Here is a 12,877-nt window from a genome sequence, read left to right on the forward strand (position 1 = left end):
TTCGTCAGCGTTGCCGTGAACACGTAGCTGGCAGTTGAGCCTTCGGTTACGGACGAGCCGGAAAGGTTGACCGTCGTCACGTCCGTGGTGTTCGAGACATTGAACGACACGTTCGCCGTCGAGGTATCGCCATCGCTATCCTTTACCGTAAAGGTGAAGCTTGCCGAGCCGGCATCCTTGTAGACGGTGTCGGAATGCGCGGTGAACTGATAGTTTCCGTCAGCTGTTACCCGCAGCGTTCCCTGCGCCGTCGTGACGCCCTGCGACCAACCGTCATTTCCAAACGTCAGGTTGACGCCGTTGATTTGAGAGACAGTGGCGCCATCGGTGCCCCGGGCGAAATCGAGCGTGCCTTCGGCGACCGAGCCTTCGACAACCGACCGCGCAACCATGTCGTGCGCCACCGGACCGTCATCCTGGAACTGGACCGTCAGATCCACCTGCGATACGGCGCTGGTCCTGTCGCCGTCTGCGTCGGTCAGGGTTGCCTGGATGTGGAGGCCACCGTCGACGACAACCTTTACGACGTCGTCATAGGCTGCCTGGCTGGAGCCGGCTTCGTTGTTATGGATCGGCTGGTACTGGGCGATCCAGACATGACCGTCGGCATCAACGTATACCTTGAAGATCTGGTTGGCGGCCGGATTGTTGCCCGTGTAGCCAATCAGCGTTCCGTCCGAGGCTGTCGTCATCTTGATCGAGGTGCCGTCCAGCGTGGTCAGACCGGAATCCACGCCGCTGAAGGCGCTGGCGTCGGCCTTGGTGATGGCGAAGGACCAGGTACCGCTCTTGTCAGCGCCGACGCTGCCGGTGAACAGAGCGTTCGGTCCGGAAAGCACGCTCGTCGCGGACTCGGCATAGCCGATGGCGTTGGCCATGTAGATCGCCGCCGGCGGGGTGTTGGCGGTATCGTCGGCGGCGTTTGGACCCGACGCGGCAACTCCCGCGCTTTCATCGATGCTGACCGCCAACGTCTCATGGTGGGTAACGGTGGTATAGACAGGCACTTGCTTCGAGTGCTCGACCTCCACAGTCACAGACGTCTCAATATTGGAAATGCCAAACTTGTCGCCGTGGTATGTCCTGTTAAAGCCGTAGTTCACGTCATCGTAATTGCTAACCTTGAGCACGTCGAAGGTGCCGTTTGCATTTGCCGCCTTGACGCTGATCACCGCGTTATCGGGAACCTTGGCCAGCACATAGCCAGTCAGCGTATTGCCCTGATAGACCGCGTCGGCGCTAACCGCGTTCCCGTTGACCAGGAAGGTCAGCGCTACAAAGTTGCCGTTGTTGGTGGCATTGATGAAGACTGCGGCGGTGTTGCTGTTACCAGTAACATCAACCTTGAACTGTGCCGACGAATGCGGATCCGCTGCCTGATTACTCTTCCCAGCATTGGTTACGAAGTTCATGGACAGAACTTCGCTGGGGCCGTCGATCCACGGGTTGGAGACGCCGATATTGTTGCTGCTAGTGTTGACCGTATCGCCATAGCCACCGCTCTTGGCCGTCAGCAGCAGGTCATGTCCGGCCGCGCTGCCGGTACCGACAAGCGTGCGCTCCGACTGATTGCCGCCCTTGAACGCGAACGTATCAGCGACCACTTCCGTCGTGGTCCAGGTGTAGGTCGTCGTACCGGTCAGAACCTGTTCGGTCGTATCGTTCGAGGCGCGGGTCGTAAGGACCGGAATGTCGTCCAGCACGCTGACCTGAAGGCTGCCGGGTCCAAGATCGATGGTGTCGTTGTCGCCGTCGGTCGCGGTGACATAGTTGGAAAGGTCGAAGGTCAGCGTGTTTTCGCCGTTGCCCGTCGCGTGGTCGAGCTGCGCGATCAGCGTGAAGATGTAGGCGCCGTTCGCCCCGAGAACCAGGGTGAAGACAGGTTTGTCGTACGCCGCATTATAGCCGACGCCACCACCTGCCTCGACATAACCGGTCAACGTCGAGCCATTCGACGACAGGTAGACCTGTTGCTCATGCGACGTAACGCCGGAAAGTTCGGCCGCGCTGACCGGCTTCAGGGCGAAGCCGCCATTGGGACCGGGACCGTCCGCGCCGAAATTGACCAGAGCCGACAGGATTCCCGTCGCCGTCAGGCGGTTGCTCGGCGTGCTAGTGTCGGTGTCGGCATGCTCGCCCGTGCGGTTGGCATCGGCATTCGCCCAGGTGAGGCCGTCTTCGTCGACTTTGGCTGTCACCGTCGCACTAGCGATCAGCTTCGGACCATCGTCGGCGAAAGTGATATTGCGACCGATCTCGATCGTGGCGCTGCTGCTCTTCGAGTCGCCGTCATAATCAATAATCGTCGCCGTCGCCGTCAGCTTGATGAGATTGTCAGCAAGCGAGACCACCGTGCCGTCGCCGCCGTGATCGATAGCGTCGTACTGGGTCAGCGTGACCTTGCCGGTATCGTCCACCGTGACCTTAAAGATGGTGTTGCTCTGCCCGACACCCTGGAACGTGGAGGCGGTCGAGCCGTAGATCACTCCATTGCTCTGATAGAGATAGATAGTTTGGTTATCGCTCTTGAGCCCGGAGGTGCCGCCCTGGGTCACCGAAAGCGCATATCTCGTGGCGAGATCGCCCGCGCCGTCCGCGCCGTAGCTGGAAACAGCGTTGAACACGCCGGCGAAGCTCTGGCTAGCCGTATCGTAATTGGCGCCAATGGTGTCGGCGTCCTGCGTGGCCAGCACAACGTTCGCCTCACCACTAGCGGTCAGCGTGATCGACGGGGTGTGGTCATCAAAGCTGATATTTCCGCCGAGATCGACCGTGGCGCTGCTGCTCTTGCTGTCATTGTCACCATCGGTGATCGTTGCGGTCGCCGTAAGCTTGACGAGATTGTCGGCGAGCGAGATCACCATGCCGTTGCCGCCATGATCGATCGCGTCGTACTGGGTCAACGTGACCTCACCAACGTTGTCCACGGTGATCTTGAAGATGGTGTTGGTCTGCCCGACCTTGTCGGACGAGGAAGCCGTCGAGCCGTAGACGGTGTCACCGATCTTATAGAGATAGATCGTCTGCCCGTGGCTATCGAGCTTGGAGTCGACGCGGTTTTGGCTGTCCGGCTGGCCGGTCACCGAGAGCGCGTAGCTGGTGACGGTGCTTCCCGTGCCATCCGCGCCATAGCTGGAGACAGAATGGAACACGCCGGCGAAGTTCCGGCTGGCTGTGTCGTAATTGGCGCCGATGGTATCGGCGTCCCGTGTGGTCAGGGTGAGCGCGGCGTCGCTGCCCGCTGTCAGCGTGATCGACGGCGTATGGTCGTCGAATTTGATATTGCCGCCGAGATCGATCGAGGCGCTGCTGCTCGCCTTGTCGCCGTCATCGTCGGTGATCGTCGCCGTCGCCGTCAGCTTGACGAGATCGTTGGCGAGCGAGATGCTCGTATTATTGCCCTCGCCGAGATGATCGATGGCGCTGTACTGCGTCAGCGTCACTGTGCCGCCGCTGCTTACCTCGATCTTGAACACCGTGTTGCCAACGTTGATGTCGTTTGCCGAACCGGCGGTGGAACCGTAAACAACGCCGTTCTTCACAAACAGGTGGATCGCTTGGTCGTCATGCGACAGGCCGCTCAATCCGCCCTGAGCGCTCACCGAAAGCGCGTAGCTGGTGACGATGTTGCCAACGCCGTCCGCGCCGTAGCTGGAAACGGCGGTGAACACGCCGGCGAAGCTCCGGCTGGCCGTATCGAAATTGTTTCCGATGGTGTCGGCGTCTTGCGTGGTCAGGTTGAGCGCGGCGTCGCTGCCCGCTGTCAGCGTGATCGACGGCGTGTCGTCGTCGAATCTGATATTGCAGCCGAGATCGATCGAAGCGCTATCGGTCGCCTTGTCGCCATCATGGTCGGTGATCGTCACGGTCGCCGTCAGCTTGACGAGGCCCTCGTCGAGCGAGATGACCGAGCCATTGCCGTTGCCGACATGATCGATTGCGTCGTACTGGGTCAGCGTGACCTTGCCAGTACCGTCCACGGAGATTGTGAAGATGGTGTTGCCCTGCCCGACGCTGTGGGACGAGGAGGCGGTTGAGCCAACAATTACACCATTGATCTCGTAGAAATAGATCGCATGGTCGTTGCTTTCGAGCCCGGAGTCGACGCGGTCGCCGAAGCCGCCACGATCCCAATCGTCATGGTCATCATGATGCGAATTGCCGCTGAGGCTGAGCGCATAGGTGGTGTTTGTAGTACCGGCGCCGTCCGCGCCATAGGAAGAGGTGATCTTGAACGCCCCGGAGAAATCGGCGCTCGCCGTGTCGGTACCGCCGACCCCGCTCCCGATCGTGTCGTGATCCTGCGTCTCAAGGGTCGGTGCCTTCGACGCGGAGGCAGAGATCGCCGCCACCGGCACGTCGTCGATGACGCTGACGAGGAAGCTCTTGGCGTCCAACGTTACGCTGTCGTTGTCGAAATCGGTGTACTGGACCAGGCTTGACAGGTCGAGCTTCAGCACGCCCTCGCCATTGTTGCCGTAGCTGTGGTCGAGATTATCCTTGAGTTCGAATTTCCAGCTGCCGTTGTCATAGACGGTGAGAGTGAAGACGTCATGCGCGCCTTCGCCAGTGGTCCCGGCCGTGATGGTCTGATAGTGGCCGTTGGCGTCGGCGCCCTCCGCGACCGAGGTTACCGAAACGAGGCTGCCGCCCGACTTCACGCTCGCGCCGCCGTCGGTCTCGATGGCGTTGCCGACCAGCTCCGAGTTGAACGAGAAATGCCCGCCTTCGTCGGCGCCGGTGTTGACCAAGGTGGCGAGCGAATTCGCGCCGCTGCCGCTGACGACCGCGGTGGTATTGTCGTGGAAATGGCCGTGGTGGCTGATGTCGTCGTCCGTGGCCGAGCCCGAGCCGCCACTGGTATCCTCATTGCCGTTGAGCTGCTCTTCCTCGACCGTACCCGAGACATGGGCGCGACCGGCCGTAGTCGGCGCGTCGTCGGTGATGGCGATTTTCAGGCCGCCGGTCAGCGGAATGCTGTCGCCATCGCCATCGGTCGCCTGGATCAGGCCGCCGAAGTCGATGGACAGGCTCCCATTGGTGGCGTCGGTGCCATGGTCGAGCTGATCGAAGAGCTTGAAGGTGTAGTCGCCGTCATTCGACAGGGTCAGCGTGAAGACGACGCGCGCCCCCTCACTCTCGCCCGCCGTCGCGGTGAGGACGCCGTTCGCGACGGTGTAACTCAGCGCGTCGCCATGCGAGGACAGCGCACCGAGGCTGCTTAAGTCGCCGGTGAAGGAAAAACCGCCCTTGCCGTCATTGCCAAAGTTCACGACGTTCGCGATCGAGCCGCTGACTGTCGCGGGGCCTGGCAGATTGTTAGAGGCATTGCCGGTATAGGAGCCGTCCGCGTTGCCGTCGTTCGGGCTCGTACCCTGCGAGAACGACGTCTTGATGTCGTCTTCGGCGACCGTGGCGCTCTGAAGTGCCTGCTGGTTGATGCTCGGGCTGTCGTCATCGACATTGACGCTGATCTTCCCGGATACGTGGTCGCCGTCGCCGTCATAGATGTCGAAGCCGAAGTTCAGTACGAGATTGTCCTCGGTGCCGGTTGCGGGGTGAGCGAGGGCGGCGTTGAGCGTAACCGAGTAGGTGCCGTCCGCATTGACCGTGACGACGATCGCGTTTTGGACGTGCAGGCTGCTCCAAGTCATGGAGCCGCCCTGCCCATTCGGCGTCCAGACCCCTTCGCCCAGTGCCTCTGCTGTACCCTTGCCGGTGTCGTCAATGTACATGACCGAAAGCTCAGCGTTGCCGAGGCCGGCGACGGATTCCAGGCCGGTGATTTGGATATGGCCGAGCCCATCCGAGCCCGCGTCGAAATCGATCGTGCCGAACGCGGTGGCCCCGTGACCGTCGTCACCTGTGCCGCCCTGGTTGCCAGCTTTGCCGACGTCCTCGTCGTCAAGGATGGCACTGTTGCCGGTCACCGACACATTGGCGAGGAACGTGCCGTAGTAGTCGGCGTGCCCGGTTTCCTTGAATTCCAGCGTGTTCGATGCATTGCCGGCGCCGCCGACAATGGAGATGCTATAAGTCGTCATCTGTGCGGGCGGGTCGATTTCGAGCACGACGACGCCGCCGAAGGTGACGACCAGGTGCTTGCTGCCCGCCTGTGCCGCGCCGGCCTCGAATGTGAGGGTGTAGCTTTCGCCCTCTGCCAGTTTGAGCACCTGCGAGACCGCTACATCGCCCGGCGATGCGTCGAGGTCGATCATGTATCCGTTCGTCGAGGAATGCATGCCGAGATAGCCGTCGCCGACGCGCTCAAGCTGCGGGGTACCCTCGGAACCGTCCGCCCAGGCGATATGCCAGTTGCCCGAGACACCGGTGCTGTTGACGCCGCTGTTCTCGTTCCAGGCATTGCCGTTGGAGGTGAAGCCGTCGAAGAAGAATGAGCCCGAATAGTCGCCGGCCAGTGCCGGGACCGAGATCAGAATTGGGCCATCGTCGCTGAAGCCAATTTTGTCGCCGATATCAACGGTTGCGTCGACTTTGTCGCCGTCGAAATCACTGACCGTGACCTTGGCGAGGACCTGGCCGGACTTGATGAAGTCGATCTCGTCTTGTGAGTTGCTATCGGCGTTGTAGATCGAGACATACTGGACCATCGACAGCTGGCCAGTGACTGGATCGATCGCAAGGGCGAATGCGGCGGAATCAGCACTGGTGACCTCGCCGTTCTCGGCGTCATAACGACCGACAATTAGGCCATTTTCCTCGAAGAAGTAGATTTCGTGGCCGCCCGTGGTCTTGAGGCCGGAATCGTGATTGTTGCCGGAGCCGAGTTCGAGCGACCACTGGACCGCGTTCGTGGCGGCAGGACCATTGATGCCGAACTGGATATCGGCCTGCAGGAGGCCGGCGGTCGCGTATTGCGCCCCGTTCATATGCCCATCGGAGCCTTGATTGCTAACACCTTTGAACCGGTCCGCAACATCGGAGAGCGCCGTATCGTTGTCCGGGCTGGTCTGGATGCCTGCCGATTCATCGAGTACGAGCGTCGCGGCAAGGTTGCCGAGGTTGATGACGTGCAGGCTGACTGTCGGCGAACCGTCCGGGACCGCTGGCGATGTCGGTGGGGTTGCATCTTGGCCGTGCCTGCCGACTCCGCCGAAGAGGCGGCCGGGCTGACCATCCGGCTGGTCCGTGTTCTGCAGGAGGTCCGCTATCAGCGGTGGCAGATGGGGAGGCTGCTGGATCGTGTCGAAGTTGCCGCCCGAGCTTGGGGAGCCGGAATGGGCCGAATAGGAGCCGTCGGGACCCGCCGCAACGTTGATGTTGTTCTGCTCGAGGGCAGCGATCACGGCCTGCTGCGGCAGCTCGACTTCGCCGAGCAGGAAGGTCGGCACGTGCAGGGCGCCGTTGACGATGACGATCTCCGTGCCGTCTGCTTGGATGAGCACGAGATTGTTGCCTTCGACGCGGATGTCGTCGATCGATACGTCAGCCGGCAGGTGGGCGACGTTGTTCTGATCCGGAACGATTTCGGCCGGATGGGCGCTGGCAGCTGCCGTCTGGGGAGCCGCCGGCACGCGGTCGGTCTTCTCCGGCTGCTGGTTATTATCGGCCTGCGCGACCTCAACGCCCTGACGAGCGGAAGTCTCAATACTTGCGTCTTCATGAATGTCCTGGCGGAAGTCGTGCGAGACGTTTTCGCTTGCAGTAGCGGAAATGCGCGGATCTTCGATAGACATAACAAAACAACCCCAATGAGAAACTGGGGCCAATCAATTACGCGGAAGAGCCAAAATCAATACTTGCAGCCGCTTCAGGCATAGCCGGTTATGCTTCCACCCAAAAATGTTTTAGGAAGAGTTAACGCGGCGGCCCCGAACCTCGCCGGAAACGCTAAAATTCTAATAAAATTAATGAAGTACAAACGCGCTCCGGCCGCGTATCCCGGCTTCCTCGATTCTACGCTCACGCTGCCATCAGCGCTTTCCGCTAGACCTCCTGGACCCCTCAAACAGTTCAGCGCGAGACGGCGTCCGGCCATCTCGCGCTGAGTTGAAAATCGTCGTTTAGCGCGCTTATCGAGCGGGCGCGACGAGGCAGAAGAATGAACCCTGAGGATCGGCCGCCTGGATGATCCAGCTGCCGCCGGGCACTTCCATCGGGCCGTTCAGCACCGTGCCGCCACCCGCCTTGACGCGTTCGATAGCCGAATCGATGGCCGGCACATTGAAATAATAGGCCCATGCCGGCATGGGAACGGTCGGCGGCTTGGTCATCATGCCGCCAATTTGCGTGCCGTGCTCCGCGAAGATGGTATAGGCGCCCATCTCCCCCATGTCGAAGTCATGATCCTTCGTCCAGCCGAAGACCTTCGAGTAGAATGCGAAGGCTTCGGCACCGTTGCCAGCATAGAGCTCGTGCCAGCCGATATGGCCGGGCGTACCCATCGGCGGCGGCGGCGACGGATTGTCCCTTGGCAGCGGCGTCATGATGCAGATGACCGCCCCATGCGGATCGGCAACGACGGCAAAGCGTCCGACCGTCGGAATATCCGCCGGCTCGCGACGAACCGAGCCACCGTTGGCGGCAAAGTCCTTCGCCGACTTGTCGACATCATCGACCGCGACATAGCCCGTCCAGTTCGGCGGAATGCCTTTCCCTTCCAGCTCGGCGGGAAAGTCCATCAGGCCGGCGACGCCTGCGCCATTCGCTTCGAAGATCGTATAGGGCGGTAGGTCCTGGATCGTCATGTCACTTGTCGTCCACCCGACAACCTTGCCGTAGAATTCGGCGGCGGCCTTGGGATCGGGGGTCATCAGTTCGCACCAGATGAATTTGCCGTGGGTTTCGGACATCGTGATCTCCATTTGGGTTTGGATTTTCGACGAACGGCAGCGCCGTCCGCAGACCGCAGCTATTGCTTGCGGGTATAGTGCGCTTCCATGAACTGCTTCCAGGAACCGTCGGGCTGTCTGGCAGCAGAATTGAAAGTGCGGTGGTCGCGATCGTGGAAGATGATCTGCTCGCGATACTCGGCAAGCTTCCTTGCGTCGGCGAAATCGGGGCCGGTCGTATAGAGGCTCAAGGTCTTGCCGTCGTCGGAGAGCTCGCCTTCGTAGACCCACATGTGATCCATCATCGTGCCGATCCAGGTGCCGACGTATTTTCCCTTGTCGGCGCTGTAGCCGAGAGTGAGTACCGTCGTTGCCGCGCTACCGCCCGGCATGGTGCCGGAGCCTTCGGCGACGAACCAGATGCCATGAAGCGACCGCACGATCTCCGTCCACGGTTCCTGTCCGGTCATCTCGGGTGCCGTCACGTCCCATACGCCAACGAGGTCTTCCAGGAACTCGTGCTCCTTCAGAACTTTTGCTTGCTGCATCGTCCTTCTCCCTTGGGATGATGGTCGCAGATATCAGTGACAGCAGGACGGCGCGCTCTTGGCCGGCTCGTATTCGTCGTGACGCTTGACGAAATCCATGGTCGCGTCTTCGTTACGTCCCTTCGGCGCGCGATCGAGGATCATCAAGGTGCCGACCGCTTCTTCGAGGCCGCGGGCGTAGCTCGAGTAGGTATGGAAGACTTCGCCTGCGTCGTTCTTGTAGAATACGCTGAGACCGGGAAGCTCGTCATTGGCGTTGGCCGGATCAATCGCCTCGAAGTTGTAGAAGACCTTGTCCTTCGCCAGATCGTCCGGGCTGAAGGACACGTGGTAATCGAAGTTGAAGCTGTTATCGAAGGATGAGACCCAGGGGAATTTCCACCCCATGCGCCTCTTGTAAGCCTCGATCTTTGCGAGCGGCGCGCGCGAAACCGCGACCCAGGTGACATCATGGTTGTTGAGATGCGGCAGCGTTCCGTCGACATGATCGGACAGGAACGAGCATCCGGGGCAACCGGCTTCCCAATCAGGCCCAAGCATGAAGTGATAAATCAGGAGCTGGCTGCGGCCGTCGAAAAGCTCGGCAAGGCTTTTCTTGCCCTGCGGCGTATCGAAAACATAGTTCCTCTCGACCTTGACCCAGGGCAAAGCCATACGCTCGGCGTTGACCCTGTCTCTCAGATGCGTTGCTTCCTTCTCCTTGAGAAGCAGCGCGCGGCGGGCTTCCAGCCATTCTTCACGGGAAACGACTTGGTTCTGCATCACGTGCGCCCTCCTCCGGCGCGATCGAGACGTGGCGGTCCATGCTCCTTTTCCTTGACTAATTACATTGATATCAATAGAAATTGAGCATGTCAAACGCGGTAGAGATTCCTTTTTCGACGACGCTTCTCGTACGTGACACGTGCCTCTGCCTGCATGTGCAACGGGCGGCGCGCGCGCTGGCGCGCCTGTTCGACGATGCCCTTCGCCCTGTCGGGCTCACCAACGGCCAGTTCTCGCTGATGACGTCGCTGAACCGCCCGGAACCGCCGCCTATGGGACCGGTCGCAACCCTGCTTGCGATGGACCAGACGACATTGACGGCTGCACTCAAGCCGTTGCAGCGCCGTGGTTGGGTAAATGTAACGCAGAATGCGAAAGACAAGCGCCGGCGCCTGCTAAGCCTGACGCCGGAGGGAAAGGCCGTGCTCGCGGCCGCAGTGCCGATCTGGGAAAGCACCCACGCCAGCCTCGAGGAAGCCCTTCCGGACGGTGACATGGGAAGGTTGCGGCGCGACCTGCAGGCGCTCGCCTGAAGCTCGGGCCGCCTGCGACATCGTCAGTCGCGCGCCATGCGCGGGTCGCTGGCGAAATCCTCCACCGAGAATCCAATTCTGACTTTCGGGAAATCGCAGAGCGCCTGGACGCCAATACCCGAAAGTCGGATCCTCCAGGTCTGACGCTCGACAGGCTCGCGGGCGGCAAATGCCGCTGCCGTCAAGAGCGCGATATTACGGCGGCGTTGCGGATCGCGCACGGATTCGTAGAGGATTGCCTGGCAACCCGCCTCGCGAGCAGCGTCGGCCAGGGCCTGACAGGGCGCATAATTCTGAGGATCCGTCCATATCGCCCGATCGGCATCGAGAGGCGCGCGCGTCAGGTCGATTGCCGATGCGGTCGCGATGGCCGCGGAAAAAGCCGTGTACTCGGCGGCATTGACAGGAAGCGATGTCGCGGGCGACTCCGAATAAAACAGCAGTCGGTAGAACGCCATTTCGGCAAGCGCGGTTTCTACCCCCTCGGACGCATAGAAGACGCCCAGCGTGCGCCCTGCCCGGCGGAAACGCGACCCATGCGGATAGACGGCGCCATAGCGGAACGGGGTCGCCAGCAAGTAGTCCAGCCCGATGCATTCCGGCGGCAGCGCCGGCTTGCTTTCTTCGAGCAAGGCTTCGAGCAGCGCCTGCTCATCGAGCGTATCGACGAGCTTCAGCGTCGAAATCTGGTGCTGCGCCTCGACCAGACGCCAGAACCTGCCCGAGATCGCCCGCGTCTCAGACGATAGCGCGGCGGGCGTCCAGATAGGCAAGGACATCGGTCAATCCCGAAATGCTGACGATCTTTTCGAGCGGCGTGGCGCCGAGCGCCGTGTTGGCGTTGCGCAGCCATTGCCGGGCAACGGTCTCGTCGCCGCCGACAATCGCGTCGAGCGAACGAAACAGACGGACCAGCAGGACCGCGAGCTCAAAGGACTTCGAGCCGCGCTCAAGCAGATAATCCTGCCGCTTCATGCGCGAGACAGTCGCCTCGGAAACGCCGAGCACCGCCGAAAGCGTTCTGGCGTTGAGGCCGAGACGACCAGCGGCATTGACGGCGGCCTTGGTGATCACGGCCGCCTCGGGAGCCCGGGCGCCGGAGAGCGGATGTGCTACAGCCATGCCATACTCCTTTCACAGGAAAGAATATAGCATCTAAATTTCATATGAAAAGAGCGCCGCGATGCGCGGCGCTCCCTTTCGCATTGATCAAACAACGGCAACCGGAACCTCCGTCGATGTGCGCATTGCATGGCTATAGGGGCACACGATGTGGGCCGCAGCGGCAAGCTTTTCGGCGGTCGGCTTGTCGAGGCCGGGAATGTTCACCGTCAGGGCAACTTCAATGCCGAAACCCGTGCCGTCGTCACGCGGGCCGATGCCGACCGTGGCGCTGACCGTGGTGTCCTCAGGAATCTTGACCTTTTCCTTGCCGGCGACAAATTTCAGCGCACCGAGAAAGCAGGCCGAATAACCGGCTGCAAAGAGCTGTTCAGGGTTGGTGCCGGTCGCGCCATCGCCGCCGAGTTCCTTCGGAACCGTCAGCGTCACATCGAGAACGCCGTTTTCGGAAACGGCGCGACCTGCGCGGCCACCGGTGGCGGAAGCTTTGGTCGTGTAGAGGATAGGCATGTCAGTCTCCTTTGCGTTGGGGTTGGATTTTGTTTATCGCACAATTAAATTGTCCGCAAGTGAATTTTGCAAATTGCATTTCGAGCTCGAAAAGAGGACAATCGAGCCCGTGGAAGGACGACAATGAAAGCGCATCTGGCCAAGACGATGGAAATTCCGGAAGAGGAAAAGCGGCTCGAGAACCAGCTCTGCTTTGCTGTCTATTCGACGGCGCATGCCTTTACCCGCGCCTACAAGCCGATCCTTGACAGGGTCGGCCTCACCTATCCCCAATATCTCGTGATGCTGGCGCTTTGGGAGAAGTCCGAGCAGCCGGTCAAGGCGATCGGCGAGCAACTCGATCTCGATTCGGGCACGCTGTCGCCATTGCTCAAGCGCCTGGAACAGAATGGCCTGATCAAGCGCACACGCGATTCCCGCGATGAACGGCAGGTTATCGTGTCGCTGACCGACAACGGCCGAGCGATGCGGAGCGAGATCGACACCATCATGGGCGCAATCGGCCAGGCCGCAGGCTGCACGCTCGAGGAAATGAAGACGATCCGAGGGCTGTTGAAGGGCCTCCGCTCCAATCTGACATCGGCGGCTTGAGCACCAAGACATTCAA

Annotated in this window: 9 protein-coding genes; 2 read left to right on the plus strand and 7 right to left on the minus strand. The window is 60.9% G+C overall.

The genetic code is table 11. The features are described 5' to 3' along the window. The 4 genes from AS026_RS15090 to AS026_RS15105 form a co-directional block, all read right to left on the minus strand. A partial coding sequence (locus AS026_RS15090) for a DUF5801 repeats-in-toxin domain-containing protein (protein ID WP_131815322.1) occupies positions 1 to 7,697 on the minus strand: 7,697 nt, incomplete at its 3' end. A gap of 336 nt (positions 7,698 to 8,033) precedes the next feature. Beyond that, positions 8,034 to 8,813 carry a VOC family protein gene (locus tag AS026_RS15095; protein ID WP_062370557.1) on the minus strand — a complete coding sequence of 260 codons (780 nt, stop codon included), beginning with the start codon at positions 8,811 to 8,813 and terminating at the stop codon, positions 8,034 to 8,036. Between the two features lie 59 nt (positions 8,814 to 8,872). After that, entirely contained in the window at positions 8,873 to 9,340 is a 468-nt protein-coding gene (locus AS026_RS15100; protein WP_062370418.1) for a DUF1579 domain-containing protein, read from the minus strand. A 33-nt stretch (positions 9,341 to 9,373) separates the two neighbouring features. Beyond that, on the minus strand, positions 9,374 to 10,102 hold the full coding sequence (locus tag AS026_RS15105; protein ID WP_062370421.1) for a DUF899 domain-containing protein: 729 nt from the start codon (positions 10,100 to 10,102) through the stop codon (positions 9,374 to 9,376). 89 nt (positions 10,103 to 10,191) lie between these two features. On the opposite strand from AS026_RS15105, the gene AS026_RS15110 reads away from it, so the two are divergent. Next, positions 10,192 to 10,638 (plus strand): MarR family winged helix-turn-helix transcriptional regulator, encoded by a 447-nt coding sequence (locus AS026_RS15110; protein WP_062370423.1) that lies wholly within the window; start codon positions 10,192 to 10,194, stop codon positions 10,636 to 10,638. A gap of 23 nt (positions 10,639 to 10,661) precedes the next feature. Here AS026_RS15110 and AS026_RS15115 read toward each other — a convergent pair whose 3' ends face one another. The 3 genes from AS026_RS15115 to AS026_RS15125 all read right to left on the minus strand — a co-directional run bounded on the left by AS026_RS15115 (position 10,662) and on the right by AS026_RS15125 (position 12,270). After that, positions 10,662 to 11,417 carry an RES family NAD+ phosphorylase gene (locus AS026_RS15115; protein WP_062370425.1) on the minus strand — a complete coding sequence of 252 codons (756 nt, stop codon included), beginning with the start codon at positions 11,415 to 11,417 and terminating at the stop codon, positions 10,662 to 10,664. Then, positions 11,377 to 11,760: an MbcA/ParS/Xre antitoxin family protein gene (locus AS026_RS15120; RefSeq protein WP_062370427.1), complete on the minus strand. Its 384-nt coding sequence runs from the start codon at positions 11,758 to 11,760 to the stop codon at positions 11,377 to 11,379. Before AS026_RS15120 ends, AS026_RS15115 begins: the two co-directional genes overlap by 41 nt. 87 nt (positions 11,761 to 11,847) lie before the next feature. Continuing rightward, positions 11,848 to 12,270: an organic hydroperoxide resistance protein gene (locus AS026_RS15125; protein WP_062370429.1), complete on the minus strand. Its 423-nt coding sequence runs from the start codon at positions 12,268 to 12,270 to the stop codon at positions 11,848 to 11,850. A 123-nt stretch (positions 12,271 to 12,393) separates the two neighbouring features. On the opposite strand from AS026_RS15125, the gene AS026_RS15130 reads away from it, so the two are divergent. Next, a complete protein-coding gene (locus tag AS026_RS15130; RefSeq protein ID WP_018859622.1) occupies positions 12,394 to 12,861 on the plus strand; it encodes a MarR family winged helix-turn-helix transcriptional regulator in 468 nt (155 codons plus the stop codon). Positions 12,862 to 12,877: the final 16 nt, after the last annotated feature.

Origin of the sequence: Rhizobium altiplani (genome assembly GCF_001542405.1) — a bacterium.
GTDB lineage: Bacteria > Pseudomonadota > Alphaproteobacteria > Rhizobiales > Rhizobiaceae > Rhizobium > Rhizobium altiplani.

Bases quoted from the DNA above. Each gene is read 5' to 3' on its own strand.
- AS026_RS15095 (WP_062370557.1), bottom strand. From the start codon at position 8,813: ATGTCCGAAACCCACGGCAAATTCATCTGGTGCGAACTGATGACCCCC.
- AS026_RS15100 (WP_062370418.1), bottom strand. From the start codon at position 9,340: ATGCAGCAAGCAAAAGTTCTGAAGGAGCACGAGTTCCTGGAAGACCTC.
- AS026_RS15105 (WP_062370421.1), bottom strand. From the start codon at position 10,102: ATGCAGAACCAAGTCGTTTCCCGTGAAGAATGGCTGGAAGCCCGCCGC.
- AS026_RS15110 (WP_062370423.1), top strand. From the start codon at position 10,192: ATGTCAAACGCGGTAGAGATTCCTTTTTCGACGACGCTTCTCGTACGT.
- AS026_RS15115 (WP_062370425.1), bottom strand. From the start codon at position 11,417: ATGTCCTTGCCTATCTGGACGCCCGCCGCGCTATCGTCTGAGACGCGG.
- AS026_RS15120 (WP_062370427.1), bottom strand. From the start codon at position 11,760: ATGGCTGTAGCACATCCGCTCTCCGGCGCCCGGGCTCCCGAGGCGGCC.
- AS026_RS15125 (WP_062370429.1), bottom strand. From the start codon at position 12,270: ATGCCTATCCTCTACACGACCAAAGCTTCCGCCACCGGTGGCCGCGCA.
- AS026_RS15130 (WP_018859622.1), top strand. From the start codon at position 12,394: ATGAAAGCGCATCTGGCCAAGACGATGGAAATTCCGGAAGAGGAAAAG.